19 protein-coding genes and 1 riboswitch are annotated in these 22,304 nt (G+C 34.7%); of the genes, 2 read left to right on the forward strand and 17 right to left on the reverse strand.

Translation table 11 applies throughout. The features are described from left to right. The first annotated feature begins 1 nt into the window (after position 1). Positions 2-736 carry an SIMPL domain-containing protein gene (locus FQU23_RS13750; protein WP_132111882.1) on the forward strand — a complete coding sequence of 245 codons (735 nt, stop codon included), beginning with the start codon at positions 2-4 and terminating at the stop codon, positions 734-736. Positions 737-928: 192 nt separating this feature from the next. Here the strand turns inward: FQU23_RS13750 and queA are convergent, their stop codons facing one another. From queA to FQU23_RS13815, 13 genes are all read right to left on the reverse strand, one after another. Next, positions 929-1,978: a tRNA preQ1(34) S-adenosylmethionine ribosyltransferase-isomerase QueA gene (gene queA, locus FQU23_RS13755; protein WP_147674329.1), complete on the reverse strand. Its 1,050-nt coding sequence runs from the start codon at positions 1,976-1,978 to the stop codon at positions 929-931. 184 nt (positions 1,979-2,162) lie between these two features. Beyond that, on the reverse strand, positions 2,163-3,404 hold the full coding sequence (aroA, locus tag FQU23_RS13760) for a 3-phosphoshikimate 1-carboxyvinyltransferase (RefSeq protein ID WP_147674330.1): 1,242 nt from the start codon (positions 3,402-3,404) through the stop codon (positions 2,163-2,165). Positions 3,405-3,503: 99 nt separating this feature from the next. Further along, the gene (locus FQU23_RS13765; RefSeq protein ID WP_147674331.1) at positions 3,504-3,830 is read right to left on the reverse strand and encodes a nucleotide pyrophosphohydrolase; all 327 of its coding nucleotides are present in this window, start codon (positions 3,828-3,830) and stop codon (positions 3,504-3,506) included. A 210-nt stretch (positions 3,831-4,040) separates the two neighbouring features. Then, positions 4,041-5,555, reverse strand: coding sequence for an ATP-binding protein (locus FQU23_RS13770; protein WP_147674332.1), 1,515 nt, complete (start codon positions 5,553-5,555; stop codon positions 4,041-4,043). Continuing rightward, positions 5,543-5,959, reverse strand: a complete 417-nt coding sequence (locus FQU23_RS13775; protein WP_147674333.1) for a hypothetical protein — start codon at positions 5,957-5,959, stop codon at positions 5,543-5,545. Before FQU23_RS13775 ends, FQU23_RS13770 begins: the two co-directional genes overlap by 13 nt. 2 nt (positions 5,960-5,961) lie before the next feature. Further along, a complete protein-coding gene (locus tag FQU23_RS13780; protein WP_147674334.1) occupies positions 5,962-6,357 on the reverse strand; it encodes a hypothetical protein in 396 nt (131 codons plus the stop codon). Positions 6,358-6,360: 3 nt separating this feature from the next. Then, positions 6,361-8,775 (reverse strand): aminotransferase class I/II-fold pyridoxal phosphate-dependent enzyme, encoded by a 2,415-nt coding sequence (locus FQU23_RS13785; protein ID WP_147674335.1) that lies wholly within the window; start codon positions 8,773-8,775, stop codon positions 6,361-6,363. A gap of 171 nt (positions 8,776-8,946) precedes the next feature. Next, positions 8,947-9,399, reverse strand: a complete 453-nt coding sequence (gene dtd, locus FQU23_RS13790) for a D-aminoacyl-tRNA deacylase (RefSeq protein ID WP_147674336.1) — start codon at positions 9,397-9,399, stop codon at positions 8,947-8,949. Between the two features lie 46 nt (positions 9,400-9,445). Next, positions 9,446-10,423, reverse strand: coding sequence for a ribosome small subunit-dependent GTPase A (gene rsgA / locus FQU23_RS13795; protein ID WP_147674337.1), 978 nt, complete (start codon positions 10,421-10,423; stop codon positions 9,446-9,448). A 188-nt stretch (positions 10,424-10,611) separates the two neighbouring features. Then, a complete protein-coding gene (locus FQU23_RS13800; RefSeq protein WP_132111862.1) occupies positions 10,612-11,694 on the reverse strand; it encodes a bifunctional 3-deoxy-7-phosphoheptulonate synthase/chorismate mutase type II in 1,083 nt (360 codons plus the stop codon). A 69-nt stretch (positions 11,695-11,763) separates the two neighbouring features. After that, positions 11,764-12,621: a prephenate dehydrogenase gene (locus tag FQU23_RS13805; RefSeq protein WP_147674338.1), complete on the reverse strand. Its 858-nt coding sequence runs from the start codon at positions 12,619-12,621 to the stop codon at positions 11,764-11,766. Between the two features lie 4 nt (positions 12,622-12,625). Then, positions 12,626-13,771 carry a pyridoxal phosphate-dependent aminotransferase gene (locus FQU23_RS13810; protein WP_147674339.1) on the reverse strand — a complete coding sequence of 382 codons (1,146 nt, stop codon included), beginning with the start codon at positions 13,769-13,771 and terminating at the stop codon, positions 12,626-12,628. 77 nt (positions 13,772-13,848) lie between these two features. Beyond that, entirely contained in the window at positions 13,849-14,676 is an 828-nt protein-coding gene (locus FQU23_RS13815; RefSeq protein WP_147674340.1) for a prephenate dehydratase, read from the reverse strand. 549 nt (positions 14,677-15,225) lie between these two features. On the opposite strand from FQU23_RS13815, the gene gldA reads away from it, so the two are divergent. After that, positions 15,226-16,125: a gliding motility-associated ABC transporter ATP-binding subunit GldA gene (gene gldA, locus FQU23_RS13820; protein ID WP_147674341.1), complete on the forward strand. Its 900-nt coding sequence runs from the start codon at positions 15,226-15,228 to the stop codon at positions 16,123-16,125. Positions 16,126-16,252: 127 nt separating this feature from the next. Here the strand turns inward: gldA and FQU23_RS13825 are convergent, their stop codons facing one another. From FQU23_RS13825 to FQU23_RS13840, 4 genes are all read right to left on the reverse strand, one after another. Beyond that, positions 16,253-16,711, reverse strand: coding sequence for a hypothetical protein (locus tag FQU23_RS13825; protein WP_147674342.1), 459 nt, complete (start codon positions 16,709-16,711; stop codon positions 16,253-16,255). 118 nt (positions 16,712-16,829) lie between these two features. Next, a complete protein-coding gene (gene metF, locus FQU23_RS13830; protein WP_147674343.1) occupies positions 16,830-17,786 on the reverse strand; it encodes a methylenetetrahydrofolate reductase [NAD(P)H] in 957 nt (318 codons plus the stop codon). 84 nt (positions 17,787-17,870) lie between these two features. Continuing rightward, positions 17,871-20,552, reverse strand: a complete 2,682-nt coding sequence (gene metH, locus FQU23_RS13835) for a methionine synthase (protein WP_147674344.1) — start codon at positions 20,550-20,552, stop codon at positions 17,871-17,873. Positions 20,553-20,917: 365 nt separating this feature from the next. Further along, positions 20,918-21,919 carry a homocysteine S-methyltransferase family protein gene (locus tag FQU23_RS13840; protein ID WP_147674345.1) on the reverse strand — a complete coding sequence of 334 codons (1,002 nt, stop codon included), beginning with the start codon at positions 21,917-21,919 and terminating at the stop codon, positions 20,918-20,920. A 247-nt stretch (positions 21,920-22,166) separates the two neighbouring features. Beyond that, positions 22,167-22,287: riboswitch (SAM riboswitch) on the reverse strand. Positions 22,288-22,304: the final 17 nt, after the last annotated feature.

The raw sequence follows: 22,304 nt of genomic DNA on the forward strand, positions 1-22,304 counted from the left end.
AATGCTAAAAAACAGTCTAAACGTAATTATCCTTTCAATAGCCTTAGTAATCTCTGCTTTTTTGTTTTCGAATGCTTTCCAAAACAGAAATAAAAGTAACGACACTATTAGCGTTACCGGTTTAGGAAAAACAGATTTCGTATCTGATTTAATTGTATGGACTGGATCTTTTTCAAAAAAGAGCAGCACCTTAAAAGATGCTTATGCATCCCTGGACGCTGACCGTGAAAAAATTAAAAGCTATTTATCTGCCAAAGGAATCCCTTCTACTGACATTGTATTTTCGGCAATTTCTTTCAACAAGGATTTTGAGACTACTTACAATGAAAATGGAACCATCAGACAATCTATTTTTACTGGCTTTACATTAAATCAAATTGTTACTATCCAGTCCAAAGACGTAAATAAAATAGAAGATATTTCGAGACAATCCAGCGAATTAATTAACACGGGAGTTGAGTTTTACTCGAATGCTCCCGAATATTATTACACTAAACTTGCGGAGCTAAAAATAAAAATGATTGCTGAAGCTACAAAAGACGCTAGCAACAGAGCTAAAAGTATTGCTGAAAATGCCGATGCCGGTTTAGGCAATCTAAAAAAATCTGACATGGGCGTTTTTCAGATTATAGCGCAAAACTCGTCTGAAGATTATTCTTATGGAGGTTCCTTTAATACCAATTCCAAAAACAAAACTGCCACCATTACAATTAAATTAGTTTATCAGGTGGATTAGATTTTTCAAAAAAATATTATTTTACACTTAGAGTTGCGTGAGGGATAGTCGTGGAAATCCTTTTTTATAATCAAGCGCTAGCGAAATATAAAAAAGATTGTAACAATAGCCCAACCCTTTTGGGGGCATGCCCAAAAAAAAAAATCTCGCCATTGCTGACGAGATAATTAGTGAATTAATCCTTTATTTTTATTAGATGATCAACATAGCATCACCATAAGAATAGAATTTGTAATTTTCTTTGATTGCTTCTTCATAAGCTCTTTTCATTAAATCATGTCCACAAAATGCAGAAACCATCATTAATAAAGTAGATTTTGGCGTATGAAAGTTGGTAATCATACAAGTAGGAATTGTAAAGTCATGAGGAGGGAAAACAAATTTGTTTGTCCAACCATCAAAAGGATTTAGTGTTCCATGTGAAGAAACTGAACTCTCAACAGCACGCATCGATGTAGTACCTACAGTACAAATACGTTTTTTGCGGGCTTTTGCGTCATTTACAATATCACAAGCTTCTTGAGTAATTTTTAATTCCTCAGAGTCCATTTTATGCTTAGACAAATCCTCAACCTCAACAGGGTTGAAAGTACCTAAACCAACGTGTAGTGTAACCTCGGCAAATTTAATTCCTTTAATTTCTAATTTTTTCAATAAATGCTTAGAGAAGTGTAATCCTGCAGTAGGCGCCGCGACAGCTCCTTCTTCTTTCGCATAAATCGTTTGGTAACGCTCCGCATCTTCTGGCGTAACGTCTCTGCTTATGTATTTTGGGATTGGAGTTTCTCCAAGTTCTGTCAATTTTTTTCTAAATTCTTCGTAGGAACCATCGTAAAGGAAACGCAATGTTCTTCCACGAGAAGTTGTGTTATCAATAACCTCAGCTACTAATGAATCATCGTCACCGAAATACAATTTGTTCCCAATTCTGATTTTACGTGCTGGATCTACTAAAACATCCCAAAGACGTTGTTCACCGTTTAGTTCTCTAAGTAAAAAAACTTCAATTCTTGCACCCGTTTTTTCTTTGTTTCCGTACAAACGTGCCGGAAAAACTTTGGTATTATTCAAAATTAAAACATCGCCATCGTCAAAATAATCGATAACATCTTTGAACGTTTTGTGTTCGATAGTTTGCTTCTTACGATCAACAACCATTAAACGAGCTTCATCTCTGTGTTCAGACGGAAATTCTGCCAGCAATTCTTTAGGTAAATCAAATTGAAAATGTGATAATTTCATCTTTATATTTTTATTTAAAAGTTTAAACCACAAGGCCTACTTATTTAGCCTTACAATCAAACTTATTTAAGAATGCAAATATACGACTGTGAGATAGGCGTTGTCAAGTGTTTTACTGTTTAATTTAAACACAAAAGCACAAAGTGCAAATACATTAACTGTGCACCCGCGTAAACATTGATAATTATGCTTTTAGTTCCGTGATATTAAAGTCTAAACTTTTCAAATCTTCCCAGAAATCAGGGTATGATTTAGATACAACCTCGGCATTTTCGATTATTATTGGCACTTTTAGTGCCAAAGGAGCAAAAGCCATCGCCATTCTATGATCGTTATAAGTAGCAATTTTAATATTCGGGTTAATAGAATTTGAAGCTACAAGCGTCAAACTTTCATTTGTCACCGAAATATTGGCCCCTAGTTTTGTAAGCTCAATTCTAAGTGCTTCTAGTCTATCTGTTTCCTTAATTTTTAATGTATGAAGTCCTGTTAAATGACAACCAATCCCTAAACCAAGGCATGTGACAACAATAGTTTGAGCAATGTCTGGCGTGTTATTTAGTTCGAAATCTACATCTACGAATTTAAAGCCAGGAACTTTCGTCAAAGTCATTTTATTTCCGTCGAAATGAGTTTCAACACCTAATTGCTTGTAAATTTCTATCAAGGCTGAATCTCCTTGTAAACTCGTTTCTCTATAACTACTCAAAGAAATTGAGGCCGTTTCTGACAAAGCCACTAAACTAAAAAAGTAAGATGCTGAACTCCAATCGGATTCCACAGTCATTTCTTTTGGTTCCACTTCTTGCTTTGGAAAAACTTTAATTACATTTCCTTCAAAGCTTGTTTTGATATCTAAATCATTCAGCAAAGCCAAAGTCATCTTGATGTAAGGCACAGAAGTTATTTCGCCTTCTAATGTCAATTCTAAACCATTTTCTAATTTTGGAGCCACTAACAATAAAGCCGAAATATATTGACTGCTTACATTCGCAGGAATATTTACCTTAGAAGCGGTTATCTTTTGTCCTTTGATGCGAATAGGTGGATATCCCACTTCTTTTTCATAGGAGATTATTGCGCCAAGTTGTTCCAAGGATTCCACCAAAACTTTTATAGGACGTTCTTGCATTCTGGCAGAACCAGTCAAGACTACATCACTACCTTCATTTACAGCAAAAAAAGCCGTAAGAAATCGCATCGCAGTTCCAGCATGATGAATATCTATTTCTTGGCTCTTCGAAAAGTCTTTACTTGTTAATGCTTTTTGCATCACTTCGCTATCATCAGAATTAGATGTGTTTGCTAACGTAATATTAGGAAACAAAGCTTGCAGCAATAACAAACGATTGGTTTCACTTTTTGAACCGGTTACGGCAATTTGGGCTTTTAAATTAGAGTGGGTGGTTTGTAACAGTAAATTCATATTGTACTAATGAGTGATGAGTAATGAATTATGACCTTTATAATTCAAGCACGCAATTTACTACTCCTTGCCAATAATTCATAATTTATAATCTACAAATTATTTCAGTTTTTCATTGTTTTTGTGACGATCCTTATCTCGTAGTGATTTAAAATCCATTTTCTTATCGAAAGCAGCTTGTAAATCAATTCCGGTTTGATTTGCGAGACACAAAACAACAAAAACAACATCGGCTAGTTCCTCGCCAAGGTCTTTGTTTTTATCGCTTTCTTTCTCTGATTGTTCCCCGTAACGACGAGCAATAATGCGGGCTACTTCTCCTACTTCTTCCGTAAGTTGCGCCATATTTGTCAATTCATTAAAATAACGAACTCCGTGCTCTTTAATCCAGTTGTCTACGTCTAGTTGGGAATTTTTTAGGTCCATTTTATCTATTTTTAAAGAATTTATTTAATCTTGTTTATCTAATCATCAGAAACATTTGCTGTAGTAATCCTTGAGGAAGTTATAATTTGGATATAATAAGCTGAAATATCTGTTCTACCGAAAAAACTTCTACTTTTATCTCCTAAAGCAATATTAATACAAATTGAAAAAGTCTACATTATGTTTCTATTTAAATTAACATCAAACCCATTAAACACTATTTCCCTTATCGACTAGTTCTAGTATGACATTATACAACTCCTCCGTCTCGAAAGGCTTAGACAAGTATCTATTTATTCCAACTGAAGAACTTAACTCAACAATAGAGCCTGTTACAACTGCAGTTAATGCAATAATTGGGATGTTTTTTTTAGTCTGATCTTCCAAATTACGAATGATCGTAGTAGCCTCATAGCCATTCATTATCGGCATCATTATATCCATCAAAATAACATCAAAATCTCCATTAATAACTGCCTCAACTGCTAAGCTCCCATTGCCTACAGTGACACATTCAAAATTAAATTTTGAAAGCACTTTTTCTACTAAAATTTGATTAATACGATTATCTTCTGCTAATAGCACTTTTATCTTTCTCCCGCCACCAACAGAAATTACTGGTTTATCTCTAGTTATTGAAGATTTAGAAATAACTGAATTAAGATTCCCTTTAGAAAAAGGCAAGTTTACTTTAAATTTCGTACCAACATCAAGTTTACTTTCAACCTGAATTTGGCCATTCATAATATCGATAATTTTCTTGGTGATCGTTAATCCTAGGCCAGTACCGCCATATTTTCTAGAAGTATCATTGCTTACTTGAATAAATGGATCAAAAATAGTTTCAATCTTATCGGAAGGTATTCCTATTCCTGAATCTTTTACTGAAACTTGAATACGGTTAAACCCTATTTCCTCTCTATCAAATTTAATCTTTATTCTAATTTTCCCTTTTTCGGGAGTAAATTTAACAGCATTACTTATTAAATTAAATAATATTTGAGAAACACGAATAGAATCCCCATTAAGAATTACAGGAACTTTTTTATCTATTGAAATTTTAAAATCAATCCCTTTTTCCTGTGTCTTAGTACAAAAAGTATCATATATTAACTGAGTAAGTTTAGATAAATTGAAGGGTTTTTCATAGAGAGTAATTTGTCCCGATTCAATTTTTGCCAAATCCAAAATGTCATTGATAATCACCAGAAGAATATCTCCTGACATCTTTATATAGTCTAATTGTTTTTTACTATCGACATCTAATGAAGTGTTTTTTAGCAATAAATCCGTAAATCCTAAAATGCCGTTAAGTGGCGTGCGAATTTCATGACTCATACTGGACAAGAATTGGTCTCTTGCCATGGCTAATTGTTCTGAAAGTTCCTTTTCTTCAACTAATTTTTTATTAATCGTTTCCAATGATTTTTTAGAAACCATCACTGCTTTTAATTCTTCTATATAGGTATTAAATCCCATACAGAAAACATCTAATTCATCCTGTAAATCTGAAATGGGTAAATAATTAAAAAAATCTCCTGAATAACAATCGGAAATATGCTCAATAATAGCATTGGTCCTATTCTTTTTGGATTCTATTTTTTCTGCCAAAAAAAGCAATTCTTTATGCACATCATCTAAACTGTCTCCATAGGTCAATTGTTCCTGAAACTCATCTTCATTAATGGAACGAACTAAAGTTAATATTTCTTCTAATTTAGACATCTTATACTCGTTTTATAACCTTTGTCTTTCTGCTCTTTCATCTCATTGAGCCATTTTACAGCAGCGGTTTCTGAGGAAAATATTTTAACAGGAATTTTTCGTTTTTTCATTCGATTAAAAACGTTAACCAAAAACTTCATTAAATGGGAATTTACAATCATAGCGCAAGCATGCAAAAATTCCTCCCCATATTCATCAATGTACTTCTTAGCTTCATCAGATGTATCTTTTAGATTTCTAAGATCCATGCACCAATATTGATGTTGATTATTTGAGATACTATGCCTTAATTCTATTGCACATTTCGCAACTTCTAAGGTCATATCAGTAGGTTTTATAAAAACACTAAATAATATCCCGCTATCAATCCAAAGTTTATAATCCGTATTTTCAATCATTGCCATTCTTAAATACTATTAATTTCGTTCTTAGCTTTTATTTCCAAGAGCCATTCCGTTGCTTTTTCTTCATTTGTAAATATCTGAAACGGAATTTTCGATTTTTTTAATTTTAGAAATGTATTAAATAAAAATTTCTGAATATGTGAATTTATAACTAAAGCACATGCAAACAAAAATTCTTGACCATAAATATCTACATAATCTCTGCATTCTTTTGAAAAACCATTTGCTTCTTTAACATCATAACACCAATACTGATTGTCATTATTCGAAATAACATGTCTGGTTTCTATTAATTTTTTTATTTTATCTAAATCAAAATTCACTTCGCATTTAAATTTACTATACAAAATTCCATCGTTAACCCAAAAACGGATAAATTCATTCTCTAATTCTGTCATATATCAACCTTTTTTCATGTTCGACATTGACTCTATTAACTCCATATTAAAAGTATCATCTAATTTAATAAAAGCATGTAAGGAAATGGTATTGGCTCCATATTTTTGCTTTTCATAATCGGCAGAATATCCTAAAAAAACTTTTTCTTTATTTAAATCGTTGGCTCTTTTTACCAATTGAAAAATGGCTTGCTTATACAGATTCAACGATTCAACATACTCATAATTCAATCCCATAATTAATGGAGAATAATGCTTGTCTCCCCTGAATGACCAAACGCAGCAGATTGTCTCATCACCTCCTTTTAATTTAATATCCATAAATTCCCAATCTTCATATTTAGAAAGTACTTGGGTAATCTTGGCCGGATATTTAAAATAATTAACGGCATGATTGTCTTTTTTAACGTTTTGAAATAAATTATAATAATGTTCCGCTTCTTGACTCGTTATTGTGTTTTTAAACGTAATATCGAATTGATCTTCGTATTTTAAAACATATCTTTCAATATTTCTTTTATTGTTTTTTGACGGAATCTGACTGAGAAATTCCTCGTTCGTTTTCCAACTTTGAATTGGAATTACATTAACATTTGGCATATTTATTTTAACGAAGCCTTCGTTTTCGAAATGTTCCATATATTTAAAATCGAACTGAAAATCTCTTAACATCACAACCTTTGAATCAGTAGCTTTTTTTAATTTTTCAACCTCAACAAAGAACCCACTCAAAGCTTCATTCACCAAAGGATGTTTTTCATTTACAAACAAATGATTCCCCTCAGTAAACAATGACCCCATAGCCAATGTTTTTGAACATAAATAATAAGGATCCTGCTCTCTTTGTTTTTCAATTTGTTTAGAAACATTTTCCAAAGCCAGCATATCGTCTTTGTAAAGCCCACTCGTAAAAAATGTAGCCAATACTATTTCATTACTATCATCCTTTATTACCACATAATGAAATCCCCAATTTTCTTCTATCTTTTTGTTATTTGAAAAAATTTCTTCAATACATTGCAAACCCTTGTGCGAATAACTACCATTATCCTTAAAAAAATAGTCCCATAAATGAGCATCTATTTCATTGATACTTTTATATATTTCTACAAAAATCTTCTGTGACTCAACTGGCTTTATCGTTTTCGCACCTTTAAAAGGAACATTAAAAGTCTTATAGATTTTCTCTAAATCTTCATTTTCCTCATCAACTGCAATTTGAAAGTTTCTACCTATTGAACTTACTAATTGATCAATATGCTCTTTTGTATTATGTCTGGTAAGCGTAAATCGCAATCCTGTTTTATCATTTGGCACAACTGGGAATGTCGCCGTATTGACATACAATCCGTCAGCCAAAACACGCTGAACTAGATTTTGAGCCACCTTCACAGAGCCCGTGCCTATAAAATAAATTGGCGTTTCATTTGAAGAAGTATTGGTCAAATTAAGCTCTTCTAATTTCTGATTCAAATACTCCATCGAATCCTTCAACTCTTTTTGATAGGTATGAATTTTATCTGAAAGTAAAAGCTCTGCCGAGCCAATGGCTGCACCAACATTAGATGGAGACAAAGGATGCGTATAAGCCTGAATTCCACCATAAATATTAACTTTCCTATGCATTTCTGCATCATTAAAAACAGCGATTCCTCCAATACATCCAAAACCTTTGGCCAATGTACTCATCAAAATCACCCTTTCACTATGCTTGAAATGTTCAAACACAGTTCCACATCCGTTTACGCCAGTCCATCCCACACCGTGAGCATCATCAAAATACAAATGAAGTTTTGGATATTTTTCTAGCAAATAAAGCAGCTCCGTTTTATGAGGCAAATCACCATGCATGGAATAAACTCCATCGGCCATATACCAAATCTTATCGTATTGGTTATAGCCTCTTTTTATGAATTCTTCCAACATTTCCATATTATTATGGCGAATCATTTTGACCATAGTCCCCTGCAATTTTGCAAATTGACAAGGATATTGCACACTGTAATGTACTTGTTGGTCCAGGATAATTAAATCACTTGGTTGAATAATAGTCCCTATTACCGATTGATGGGCAACCGAGGTCGAAGTAAATGTTATTACAGGATGGTTATCAAAAATATTACTAATTAAATTTTCTAATTCATCTTGATATGATGCTTTGACATACGTTCTTGAAATGGAGAAATGAGAACCGTATCTATCCAATAACTCATGACTTTTGGCTAAAATATGCGGATGCTTTTCTAATCCTAAATAACCGCAAGTACCAAAGTTGATTAATTCCTTATTGTTTATTTTTAAAAATTCTCCATTAAATTCTTCTTCCTGAGAAGAAAGATGCATTACATTATTTTTTTTTCCAGTTGTAGCTACATGATCGATTACATCATAAGCACTAGTGTGTTTGATTTTTGCCAAAATTTGAGGTTATTAAGTTAATAGATTTGGGGAAATCTTACTTCAAATATAAAAAAAAAACACTGTTTAAAAAAGTTAGTCTTTCTTCAAAAAAACACATACGGCTGAATAAGAAATAAATAGTTCTTAAAAATAAATTTTAATTGAGAATAATCGTATAAAACTAAGAAGTTACTCCCTGTTTTTACTGTCAATCAATATTGTAACAGGCCCGTCATTCAGAAGACTGACTTTCATATCAGCGCCAAAAACACCTGTTTGCACTTTCTTGGCTAATACTAATTCAATAGATTTTACAAATTTTTCATAAAGTGGAATCGCAATATCTGGTTTTGCCGCTTTAATATAAGAAGGACGATTGCCTTTCTTGGTAGACGCGTGAAGTGTAAATTGACTCACTACAATTATATCACCGTTGATATCCTCAACTGATAAGTTCATGACATGATTTTCATCATCAAAAACACGTATTTTAGTGATTTTCCCCACTAGCCAGTCAATATCTTCTTGACCGTCTGAATCTTCGATACCAACAAGAATTAATAAACCTTTTTGTATTTCGGCAACGATTTTAGAATCTATCGTTACTGAGGATTGTGAAACTCTTTGAATTACTACTTTCAATGGTTTTGATTTTTATTTTAAGAATTTCTCCTTTGAAGTTGGGAGTTTACTTTCTGTTTTCATCACTTATAGCGCGGTCTTCATTGTGGATGTCGGTACGATAATTTTCATCATCACCTTCTAACAGTTTAAGATAACTATTGTAACGCGACCAGGCTATTTCATCTTTTTCTAATGCTTCTTTTACAGCGCACTTTGGTTCGTCTTTATGCAGGCAATTATTAAACTTGCAGTGTTCTTTTAATTTGAAAAATTCAGGGAAGTACCCGCTTATTTCTGCAGGATCCATATCTACAACTCCAAAACCTTTAATTCCGGGTGTGTCTATAATTCGAGCGTTAAAAGACAAATCATACATTTCGGCAAAAGTCGTTGTGTGTTGTCCTTGTTTGCTGGCTTCTGAAATTACTTTTGTCTTTAAATGCAGCGAAGGCTCCATCGCATTGACCAAAGTTGATTTTCCAACACCCGAATGTCCTGAGAACATACTCACTTTATCTATCATCATTTCTTTCAACTGCTCTATTCCCTTCATTTCAGTTGAGGAAACACGAAGACATTTGTATCCAATTTCTTGATATACATGTTGCATATACAATTGTTCCTCTAAGGTAGCTTCATCAAAAGTGTCAATTTTATTGAATACCAAAATAGTTTCTATTCCATAAGCCTCAGCAGTTACTAAAAACCGATCGATAAAATTGAAAGTCGTTGGCGGATTATTTATGGTAACTAAAAGGAAAACACGATCAATATTTGACGCAATAATATGCATCTGATGCGATAAATTCACTGATTTTCGAACGATATAATTCTTTCTCTCGTGAATATTATGAATCGTTCCCGTTACAGTATCTGATGACTCTTCCAGTTCATAATCCACAATATCTCCCACAGCGATTGGATTTGTGCTTTTAATTCCTTTAATTCGGAATTTCCCTTTCATACGGCATTCTATAAAATCACCTTGTTCGGATTTTACGGTGTACCAACTTCCTGTAGATTTGTATACGAGTCCTGTCATTTTTATTTTTTACGATATTCTGCGTTCAATATGGCAATAAGTACTTATTAAATGCTTTGCAAAGATAATTGAATGTTTCACGTTTAAAGTACGATGTCTAAAGTTTTTGACCGCGACACAATCTTAGATAAAAAAATCCCCACAATTCTTAAAAAAGTGGGGATTCATTCCATTCAATAAAATGCTAATTATGCATTAAGCACTTTGTCTTGATGATTAATACTCTCTTGGTGAATTGCTTTAAACATTTTTAAAACAAACTCTTCTGAAAGTCCTTTTTTCTCTCCTTCGAGAATCATTTTTCCTAGAATTTCATTCCAACGCGTATTTTGCAATACAGCAACGTTAGCGTCTTTTTTAACTTGACCTATTTCGTCAGCCACTTTCATTCTTTTTCCTAACAAATCTAGTAGTGTAGCATCTAGCACATCAATATTTGCTCTCAATTTAGACATTTTAGAAGTGTACTCATCAGATACATCATTCAACTTTCTTACTTTCAAATCAACAAAAATTTGTTTCAGGGCAGTTGGAGTCACTTGCTGTGCAGCATCACTCCATGCATTATCTGGATCGTAATGAGTTTCGATAATCATACCGTCATAATTCAAGTCTAAAGCTTCTTGCGTTACTTCAAGAATCATATCACGATCTCCAGTAATATGAGAGGGATCAATTATTAATGGTAAATCAGGAAACTTATTTTGCAATTCAATAGCAATCTGCCATTCTGGAATATTTCTGTATTTTGTTTTTTCGTAGGTAGAAAAACCTCTGTGAATTACTCCTAATTTTTCGATACCTGCATTGTATAAACGCTCCACTCCACCTAACCACAAAGATAAATCTGGGTTTACAGGGTTTTTTACTAATACAATTTTTTTAGTTCCTTGTAAAGCATCGGCTAATTCTTGCATCGCAAAAGGGTTTACCGTTGTTCTAGCTCCCACCCATAACACATCAATATCATATTCTAAAGCTAGTTTCACGTGAGCTGCATTTGCAACCTCTGTTCCCATTAGCAATCCTGTTTCTTCTTTCGCTTTTTTCAACCATTTTAATCCTATTTCCCCAACACCTTCAAATCCTCCTGGACGTGTTCTCGGCTTCCAAATTCCTGCTCTAAAAACACTTACGTCAGAATCTTTCAATTCATGAGCTATTTTCAATACTTGTTCTTCTGTTTCAGCACTACAAGGTCCCGCAATCACAAATGGGTGAGATAAATTGAAATCGTTCAACCATGTTCTCATTTCTTTCTTGTTTTCCATCTTTTTAATTATTTATTTTATTATTTTTTGGTGTTGTTCTTCTTTTGTTAATTCTTGTATTAATAGACATTAGGTCTTTGCATGCATACCATTCAAAATTTCTTTTATTCTATTTACACTTTCCATTTCTTCAAAAATCGCATCGTAATCATCATTTACCAGCAAATCCTTAAAGTGAGAAAGATTCGAAATATACTCTTCTAATGTCTCTACAACTTGTATCTTATTTTGTTTAAAAATAGGTGTCCACATCGCTGGCGAACTTTTGGCCAGACGAACCGTACTTTCAAATCCTGAACCCGCCATATCAAAAATATCTTGTTCGTCCTTCTCTTTATTTATCACCGTTTTACCCAGCATAAAAGCACTAATATGAGAGAGATGTGACACATAAGCAATATGCTTGTCATGCGCATTGGGATCCATATAACGTATTCTCATACCTATTGATTTAAAAAGATCCAATGCTCTTTCTTGCAATTTAAACGCAGTACGTTCTACCTCACAGATGATGTTTGTTTTCCCTTCAAACAATCCTTTTATTGCTGCTGATGGTCCCGAGAATTCAGTTCCTGCAATAGGATGCGTCGCAATGAAATTTCTTCTTTTAGGATGATTACTAACCGCTTCACATATTGGAGCTTTAGTAGATCCAACTTCAAAAACAATTGTGTTTTTCCCAACTACGTCTAACACTTTTGGCAGCACAACTAAAGCAACATCCACCGGAACCGATAGAATTACAAAATCAGCATCTACAACATCCTCAATTGAAGCTCCAGCATCTACAACTCCTAAAACTAAGGCTTCCTGCAAATGATTTTCATTACTATCAATACCGTAAACGGTAGCTTCTGGGTGTAATTTTTTGATGTCTAATGCCATCGAACCGCCTATTAACCCTATTCCTATTATGTAAATTTTCATTTAATTAAAATCTATCAATTGCTTCTTGTACCTTTTCTTCTTTTACACATAATGCAAATCGAATGTATCCTTCTCCGTTGCTTCCAAAAATGGTTCCTGGTGCGATAAAAATATATTTTTCATGTAAAATCTGATCAATAAACTTCTCCGCCGATGTAATTCCCTCAGGCAATTTAGCCCAGACAAATAAACCTACACCTTCCTTATACACTTTACAGCCTAATTTCTCAGCAAGCTTTTCTGTTAAAACACGACGTTTTTTATAGATTTCGTTCATCGAGTCAAACCACGTTTTATCGCTTTTTAAAGCCGCGATCGCTCCTTTTTGAATTCCGAAGAACATTCCGCTATCCATATTGCTTTTTACTTTCAAAATGGCATCAATGGCTTCGGCATTTCCTAAAACCATTCCTACTCTCCAGCCCGCCATGTTAAAGGTCTTACTTAAAGAGTTCAGTTCTAATGCGACATCTTTAGCTCCTGCAATCTGCAACAAGCTCATTGGATTGTCATTTAAAACAAAACTATACGGATTATCATTGATCAGCAATATTTGATGTTTTTTGGCGAAAGCCACTAACTTTTCAAATAAACCTAGACTTCCCCTTGCTCCTGTTGGCATATGAGGATATCCAACCCACATAATTTTTACTTTCGATAAATCTAATTTCTCTAAAGCTTCAAAATCAGGCTCCCAATTTGTATTTTCTTTTAAATCATAATAAACCGGAACTGCACCTACTAAATTTGTTACCGAAGTGTACGTTGGATATCCTGGATTCGGAATCAAAACCTCATCTCCTTCATTCAAAAAAGCTAATGAAATATGCATGATTCCCTCTTTAGAACCCATCAAAGGCAAGATTTCAGTATTGGAATTCAAGGCTACATTATAATTATTCAAATAGAAATCAGCCATGCTCGTTCTCAATTCAGGCAATCCCTGATAACTCTGATATTGATGTGCATTTTCATCTTCCATCGCCGCTTTCACCGCATCAATAACTGATTGGGACGGACGTAAATCCGGACTTCCAATTCCCATGTTTATAATTGGTTTCCCTTCAGAAGCCAATTGCCTTACTTCTCTCAATTTAGACGAGAAATAGTATTCTTCAATAATGTCTAAACGCTTTGCTGTTGTAATCATGCTATTAAATTTCTCTTTTTAAGAGGTTACTTTCCTTTATTATAAATTTCAATTTATGGTCTTTTACAACTACGTTATTACGGCTTTGTATTTTTATATTCTCCTAATACTTTAAAATATTCGGCCATAATTGCAAGCAATGATTTTGCTTTCACAAAGTCAGCATACTTTTCGAAGGTCACATCCACAAAAAAAGAATATTTCCATGGTGTTTCTATTTTTGGTAAAGATTGAATCTTTGTTAGATTCATTTTACAATCACTCATTACGTTTAACACTGCCGCCAGACTACCACGCTTATGATCTAATTCAAATTTTATAGAAGCTCTATTAATATCTTCTTCTGGTATAACTGAGTTTTGTTTTTTTATGATAACAAAACGGGTCATGTTGTTTTTTATCGTCTGAATTTCAGGAGCTAAAATTTCTAAATCATACATTTCAGCAGCCGTTACACTTGCAATTGCAGCGATACCTTTTAACTGATTTTCTTGGATTCTACGAGCCGTTTCGGCGGTATCTTTATCTTCGACTAATTTAATGTTTGGATATTTTTTAAGGAAATCCATACATTGCAACAAAGCCATTGGATGGGAATGAACCTCTACAATATCTTCAATTTTCTGACCTTTGAGTGCCATCAAATTTTGATGAATCCTTAAATAATGTTCTCCTATTATATGTAAATCGTTCTTATCGATTAGTGCGTAATTAGGGATAATAGGTCCCGCAATAGAATTCTCAATTGCCATAACTGCCTGATCTGACTTACCTGAAAGCAAATTATCTACCAGCTCTTCAAAAGACAAACACTCGTCTACTAAGACAGCTTGTGCGAAATATTCTTGTGCCACCTGATGGTGAAAAGAGCCTTTTATACCTTGTATTCCTATTTTCGCATTCATATTATTCACTTTTAAGCAAAAAAAAATCCCGATTTTCATCGGGATTGTATATTTATAATTATCAATTTAATTTTCTAATTAAATAACCATACGTCAATCCCTACCCTGTTCCCAGAAGAAATAATAAGTATTGCTAAAATAAAATCGGTTATTTAACATCGTGTTGTGCATTAATTTTATGCTAAAGTATAAATAAATTCGAGCACACCAAAAAAAAAATCAACATTTACCAAACAAAAAAGGAATTCTCCATAAAACATCTAATAAATTACACAATAGTTAAAAACAAGGCCCTAAAACATTATTTAAGCAATTGACATTAAATAGGTTCTATAACATAAATGGCTGTTTTTGTTTGAATTAAACTTTTGGGCTTTACAGCTACTTTTCTCTTGTCTTCGTTTTAACTCTAATTTGATAATTATAACTATCAAAAAGCAGTTTAGCGTTACACATAAGGCAACTGTAATTATACATTTTTATATATTGTAATGTGAAAAATAATAAACGTCACTTTTTTCTGTTTACTTTTGCAACAAACACCACCTTATGTCAATAGAAGTAAATCAGATATCTAAAAGTTATGGTGCTCAAAAAGCATTAGACAACATTTCATTTTCTGTAAAGAAGGGAGAAATCGTTGGCTTCTTAGGTCCCAATGGAGCAGGGAAATCAACTTTAATGAAAATACTGACTACTTATCTCGCTGCAGATGAAGGTTCAGCCCTTGTAAATGGTCATGACGTAAACTCAAACCAGAAGGCCGTGCAGCTTTCCATCGGTTATTTACCGGAACACAATCCGTTATACTTGGATTTGTATGTTAGGGAATATCTAGCTTTTAATGCCGATATCTATAAAGTTGCTAAATCTAGAATCGAAGAAGTACTGCAAATGACTGGTTTGACTGCTGAAAGTCATAAAAAAATAGGTCAATTATCTAAAGGATACCGTCAACGTGTGGGACTTGCAAATTCTTTACTGCACAATCCAGATGTTTTGATTCTAGACGAACCAACAACAGGTTTAGATCCGAATCAATTGATCGAAATCCGTAATGTTATTAAAAATGCAGGAAAAGACAAAACTGTTTTTCTTTCCACGCACATCATGCAGGAAGTGGAAGCAATCTGCGACCGCGTCATTATCATCAATAACGGAAAAATCGTAGCCGATAAAAAACTGAACCACTTAATTTCTGCCGATAAAGAACAAGTAATCGAAGTAGAATTTGATTATAAAATAGAGGAACAGGCTGTGGCCAAAATAGAAAATCTAGTTTCGTTTAAAAATACGCACGACATGATTTGGGAATTAACTTTCCTATCAGATAAAGACATGCGTCCTGCAGTATTTGACTTTGCTACCGCCAATGGTTTAAAAACCCTACAACTAAATCAAAAGAATAAGAACCTTGAAGCTGTGTTTAGAGAAATTACTAAGAAGTAGTTTTCAGCAATAAGTAAACTGCCTCACGTTTTTACAGTTCATTTCATATATAAAAAGCTCGTTTAAAAATCAGATATATCTGGATTTTTAAACGAGCTTTTTTAATTATGCAAGTGTACATTAAAGTTTATTTCCCATCTAATGGCGCTCCCACAGGGATTTCACAACGATGACCTGGCTGTCCGTGTGGTGGATTCATCCCTTCAGCGGTAGGTGTAACTTCTGCCGAAGGCGCGGTATTGTTTACTGTATAAGTCGCAGCAGGAGCACTCTGCGGCTGACTACTTTGCTGGGTCGTTGTAGCACTTCCTGGGGTTGCAGCCGCTGAATTTAACGGAGCGCCTACAGCAATATCACAACGGTGTCCTGGCTGGCCGTGCTGTGGATTCATACCTGCAGCAGCCGAAGCTCCGGAAGTTGCCTGTTGTTCTCCAGATGGCGTTACTAATGGATTATTAGCCGTCGCTACATTCTGATAAAAAGGAACAACATTTGCTGGATTATTTTCAACCTGTTTTTTACTTTCATCTTTACAAGATGTTAACACAGTTAAAAAAATGAAGATGAAGAAAAATTGAGATTTCATATAAGTGTATTTATTTTTGATATAGATCAAATATAAGGCTTTTTAAAATATTTCTCCATGTTAAATTTTAAACTTATCAGACACCATCGTAAAACAAATTTTCCTTTTTAATTAACTATTAAAAAACCTTGCTAGCAATTTGTCTAATATTCTCTGATTTACCCATAGAGTAATAATGTAAAACAGGCACTCCCGCCGCTTTAAGTTCTAATGATTGTTGAATCGCCCATTCGATACCCACCTGTTTTATTTCGGCATTTGTTTTACATTGATCTACAGCATGAATTAAATCTTCGGGTAAATCGATTCTAAAAATTTGCGGCAATATTTGTAAGTGTCTTTGTACTGCGATAGGTTTTATCCCCGGAATGATAGGAACCGTAATTCCCATTGCTCTGGCTTTATCAACAAACTCAAAGTATTTAGCATTATCAAAAAACATTTGCGTTACCACATAATCGGCGCCCGCATCAACTTTTTCTTTTAGTCTTTTCAAGTCAGAAAGCAAGGATGGAGATTCCAAGTGTTTTTCTGGATAACCCGCAACACCAATACAAAAATCAGCTTTATTATCGATATGCATCACATCGTGTAAATACTTGCCTTGATTCAATAGATCAATTTGTTGAACTAAATCAACTGCAAAGTTATTTCCACCAGATTTTGGAACAAATGATTGTTCGTCTTTCATCGCATCACCACGCAAAGCCATTACATTATTAATTCCTAAATAGTGACAATCCACTAATAAATACTCTGTTTCTTCTTTTGTGAATCCACCACAAAGTACGTGCGGCACAGTGTCAACCGTATATTTATGTTTAATAGAAGCACAAATTCCCAAGGTTCCTGGGCGCATTCTCGTCAACTTTTTATCTAATAAGCCATTCCCTTTATCCACATAAATAAACTCCTCGCGAGAAGTAGTCACGTCTATAAATGGCGGATTAAAGTCCATCAATGGATCAATATTATCGTATAATTCTTGAATACTTTTCCCTTTTTGTGGCGGAATGATTTCAAACGAGAATAATGTTTTCCCTTTCGCTGCTTCTATATGTTCTGTTACTTTCATTATTATGTCTTAAATTTTGAAAGTCGAAGGTCGAAAGTCAAGGTCCGTTACAGACTTTATGACTTTTGACTTTCAGACTACGTTTTAATCTGCTATATTCGGGTTTAGCCATTTCATGGCTTTTTCTGTCGAAATACTTCTACGTTTTGCGTAGTCAATTACCTGATCTTCTTTTATTTTTCCAAGTCCGAAATATTTACTTTCTGGATTTCCAAAATAATAACCTGAAACTGCAGAAGCTGGCCACATCGCCATACTTTCTGTTAAAACCACTCCAATTTCTTCCTCTACATTTAATAGTTTCCAGATTGTTGGTTTTTCTAAATGGTCTGGACAAGCTGGATAACCTGGAGCTGGACGAATTCCTTTATAAGTCTCTGCGATCATATCTTCGGTACTCAAGGATTCATCTGCTGAATAACCCCAAATCTCTTTACGCACTTTTTCGTGAAGATATTCAGCGAAAGCTTCGGCCAAGCGATCTGCCATAGCCTTAACCATTATCGCATTATAATCGTCTAAATCTTTTTCAAATTCTGCCGCCCATTCATCAACTCCAAAACCAGTAGCAACACAAAACGCACCCATATAATCCGTTTTACCACTGTCTTTTGGCGCGATAAAATCAGATAAGGCAATATTTGGAGCACCTTTTGTTTTTTGAGATTGTTGACGTAAAGTCAAAAACTTATCTAATACTTTTCCATTTTCGTCACTCAGTTCAATATCATCATCATTGACTTGATTCGCTGGGAAAATACCGTATATTCCTTTGGCGTCAAGCCTCTTCTCTTTCAAAATAACTGCCAACATCGCCTGAGCATCAGCAAAAACTGCAGTTGCTTGCTCACCAACTACATCATCAGTAAGAATCGCTGGGTATTTTCCGTGTAATTCCCAAGTTCTAAAAAATGGCGTCCAGTCGATATACGGAACCAAAACATCTACATCAACTTCGATTGCTTTTACCCCAATAAAATTGGGTTTCTTAGGAGTATAATTTTCCCAATCCAATTGCAGTTTATTTTTTCTTGCTTGCTCAATAGTTAAGAAGTTTTTATCTCGAGATCGATTTAAAAAAGTCTCTCTAAAAGCATCATATTCTTCTCGAATCGAAGCCATGTATATTTTCTTATCACTATTTAACAAACTTCCAGCGACTGTTACTGCTCTTGAAGCATCATTAACGTGGATTACTGTTTGTCTATATTGCGGGGCAATTTTCACGGCAGTGTGCGCTCTAGAAGTTGTAGCTCCACCAATCATTATTGGAATTTTGATATCGCGTTTGTCTAATTCTTTAGCCAAATAAACCATTTCATCAAGCGAAGGAGTAATCAATCCGCTTAAACCAATAATATCTACGTTGTGTTCTATGGCAGCTGCAATAATTTTCTCTGGTGCAACCATAACTCCTAAATCGACAATCTCATAATTATTACAAGCTAAAACTACTGAAACAATGTTTTTTCCAATATCATGAACGTCACCTTTTACAGTAGCCATCAAGATTTTTCCATTCCCTTGCTTATCGCCTGCTTGTTTGGAAGCTTCGATGTAAGGCAATAAATACGCCACGGCTTTCTTCATTACACGAGCTGATTTTACCACTTGTGGTAAAAACATTTTCCCAGATCCGAACAAATCTCCTACGACATTCATGCCTGTCATCAAGTTGATTTCGATAACTTCAATTGGTTTTGCAGCCGCTAATCGAGCTTCCTCAACATCTTCTTCAATATATTGATCAACACCTTTTACAAGCGAGTGCGTAATTCTTTCTTGAACTGTTCCTGAACGCCATTCTTGAATTGCTTTCTCATTCCCTTTTACATCACCTTTTACATTTTCAGCAAAGTCCAACAATCGTTCTGTTGCATCATCGCGTCTATTCAGAATCACATCTTCAACATGCTCTAATAAATCTTTTGGAATTTCATCGTAAATCGTAAGCATTTCTGGATTTACGATTCCCATCGTCATTCCGTTTTGAATAGCGTGATACAAGAAAACCGAGTGCATCGCTTCTCTAACAGTATCATTTCCTCTAAACGAAAACGAAACATTACTCACACCACCACTAATGTGTGCGTGCGGTAAATTTTCACGCACCCATTTAGTTCCTCTAAAGAAATCCAAAGCGTTCAGGCGGTGCTCCTCCATCCCTGTAGCTACGGGAAATATATTCAAATCGAAGATTATGTCTTGAGCAGGAAAACCAACTTTATCAACTAAAATATCATACGAACGCTGGCAAATCTCTATTCTGCGCTCATAGTTATCAGCTTGTCCAACCTCATCAAAAGCCATCACAATTACTGCAGCTCCGTAACGCTTTATTAATTTAGCATGATGAATAAAAGCCTCTTCGCCTTCTTTCAAAGAAATAGAATTCACGACACTTTTCCCTTGAACTACTTTCAATCCGGCTTCGATAATATCCCATTTTGAGCTATCAATCATGATTGGCACACGAGAAATATCAGGTTCGGCAGCGATTAAATTCAGGAATTTTGTCATAGCATATACGCCATCAAGCATCCCTTCATCCATATTAATATCGATGATTTGGGCGCCACCTTCCACTTGCTCTTTTGCAATACTAAGTGCTTCTTCGTAATTTTCTTCCTTGATTAATCGAAGGAATTTTCTAGAACCAGTTACATTGGTACGTTCCCCAATATTGACAAATACGCTATCTGGCGTAATGATTAATGGTTCTAATCCCGATAATACAAGGTTTCTTCTAGTTTCTACTTGTGCCATTTTTTATTTTTATTTGTCCTACACTTTTTGAAAAAACCGTGTAGGCATCACTTATTATTTCTTATTATTTTGGGCGTGAACCCAAAAAAGGGTCGGGCTATTCGTTCCCGCTCTTTTTCTTTGGCTTAAAAGCCATAAAAAAAAGGAGCTCCACTATTATCCCTCACGCAGTTTTGTGCATGCGATCTCAATGCGGGGAACGGAAGCAATCTCGGCGGAATGACAAAATCATACAAAATATTTTTATTCCCTTTGTGGGCACGGATTGCAAATCCGCGCTAGCGGGGTTTCGAGTCACGAAGCAAAGCAATCATACTAGTTGCGCACTGTATGCGATTCCTTCGTTCCTCGGAATGACTTTCGTATTACATCGTCGCTGTCGAAACTCTCGGCTTATAATCCTTTGCTATATCAGCAATCAACTTGATATGGTTTGGTGTTGTTCCACAACAACCACCTATGATGTTTACTAAATTATCGTCTAAATACGTTTTGATTTGGGCTTGCATTTCCTCTGGTGTTTCATCATATTCTCCAAAAGCATTAGGCAATCCGGCATTAGGATGCGCTGAAACATTAAACGAAGTATTGTGCGACAAAGTTTGCAAGTATGGTTTTAATAAATCAGCACCAAGTGCACAATTGAAACCTACACTCAATAATGGAATATGTGAAACTGAAACCAGAAACGCTTCCACCGTTTGCCCCGAAAGTGTTCTTCCCGATGCATCGGTAATGGTTCCTGAAACCATGATGGGAATATCGATATTGCGTTCGTCTTTAACTTCTTCGATAGCAAAAAGTGCCGCTTTAGCATTAAGCGTATCAAAAATAGTTTCGACTAATAATAAATCGCAACCGCCATCCATTAAGGCTTCAACTTGTTGTTTGTAGGCAATTCGCAAATCATCAAAAGTTACAGCTCTGTAACCAGGATCGTTTACATCTGGCGACATGCTCGCTGTTCTATTTGTAGGTCCTACAGAGCCTGCAACAAATCTCGGTTTATTTGGATTTTTGGCTGTAAATTCATCGGCAACTTCACGGGCAATTTTTGCCGATTCGTAGTTGAGCTCATAAACAAGATCTTCGAGATGATAATCGGCCATACCGATTGTTGTGCTCGAAAAAGTATTGGTTTCTACAATATCAGCACCAGCTTCAAAATAAGCGGCATGTACTTCTTTGATTGCCTTTGGTTGCGTTATTGACAATAAATCATTATTCCCTTTTAGAGAATGTGGGAAATCTTTGAATCGATCCCCACGAAAATCTTCTTCGGAAAAATTATAGCGTTGTAACATGGTTCCCATTGCTCCATCGAGTATGAGTATGTTGTTTTTTATGGCTTCTTGAATGGTTGACATAACTTTTCATTTCTTGTAAATCACAATTAGAAACTGGGATTTATACTTTTGATTAATAATTACAAAAGCTCACTATATAAACTCTTTAGCCCTGATGGAAGCGGCATCCTATTGTGCCAGGGTTTGGCGCAATAGATATAGCGTACAGCAGGAAGGATGATGGCAAAAAAGCAGCAATCATTTGCTCTAAAAATATATTAAGATGTTGTCAAGAAAAGTTTTTGAGAAATACTGTAGAAGTATTCTTGTGTTATCTATCTTAGATACTGAAGTAAGTTCAATATAAAGTAGAATGTAGCACCTTCTTTATAAGATAAAGGGTTGCTAAGGTTTCATCGGGTCTTTCCCTCCGCCTTTCGTGATAACGATCAATAAATATAGGAAC

The organism is Flavobacterium sp. XN-5 (genome assembly GCF_008033395.2).
Classification (GTDB): Bacteria; Bacteroidota; Bacteroidia; order Flavobacteriales; family Flavobacteriaceae; genus Flavobacterium; species Flavobacterium hiemivividum.

Coding starts and splice junctions, on each gene's coding strand:
- FQU23_RS13750 (WP_132111882.1), top strand. CDS start 2: ATGCTAAAAAACAGTCTAAACGTAATTATCCTTTCAATAGCCTTAGTA.
- queA (WP_147674329.1), bottom strand. CDS start 1,978: ATGAAATTATCACATTTTCAATTTGATTTACCTAAAGAATTGCTGGCA.
- aroA (WP_147674330.1), bottom strand. CDS start 3,404: ATGAATTTACTGTTACAAACCACCCACTCTAATTTAAAAGCCCAAATT.
- FQU23_RS13765 (WP_147674331.1), bottom strand. CDS start 3,830: ATGGACCTAAAAAATTCCCAACTAGACGTAGACAACTGGATTAAAGAG.
- FQU23_RS13770 (WP_147674332.1), bottom strand. CDS start 5,555: ATGTCTAAATTAGAAGAAATATTAACTTTAGTTCGTTCCATTAATGAA.
- FQU23_RS13775 (WP_147674333.1), bottom strand. CDS start 5,959: ATGGCAATGATTGAAAATACGGATTATAAACTTTGGATTGATAGCGGG.
- FQU23_RS13780 (WP_147674334.1), bottom strand. CDS start 6,357: ATGACAGAATTAGAGAATGAATTTATCCGTTTTTGGGTTAACGATGGA.
- rsgA (WP_147674337.1), bottom strand. CDS start 10,423: ATGACAGGACTCGTATACAAATCTACAGGAAGTTGGTACACCGTAAAA.
- FQU23_RS13800 (WP_132111862.1), bottom strand. CDS start 11,694: ATGGAAAACAAGAAAGAAATGAGAACATGGTTGAACGATTTCAATTTA.
- FQU23_RS13805 (WP_147674338.1), bottom strand. CDS start 12,621: ATGAAAATTTACATAATAGGAATAGGGTTAATAGGCGGTTCGATGGCA.
- FQU23_RS13810 (WP_147674339.1), bottom strand. CDS start 13,771: ATGATTACAACAGCAAAGCGTTTAGACATTATTGAAGAATACTATTTC.
- FQU23_RS13815 (WP_147674340.1), bottom strand. CDS start 14,676: ATGAATGCGAAAATAGGAATACAAGGTATAAAAGGCTCTTTTCACCAT.
- gldA (WP_147674341.1), top strand. CDS start 15,226: ATGTCAATAGAAGTAAATCAGATATCTAAAAGTTATGGTGCTCAAAAA.
- FQU23_RS13825 (WP_147674342.1), bottom strand. CDS start 16,711: ATGAAATCTCAATTTTTCTTCATCTTCATTTTTTTAACTGTGTTAACA.
- metF (WP_147674343.1), bottom strand. CDS start 17,786: ATGAAAGTAACAGAACATATAGAAGCAGCGAAAGGGAAAACATTATTC.
- metH (WP_147674344.1), bottom strand. CDS start 20,552: ATGGCACAAGTAGAAACTAGAAGAAACCTTGTATTATCGGGATTAGAA.
- FQU23_RS13840 (WP_147674345.1), bottom strand. CDS start 21,919: ATGTCAACCATTCAAGAAGCCATAAAAAACAACATACTCATACTCGAT.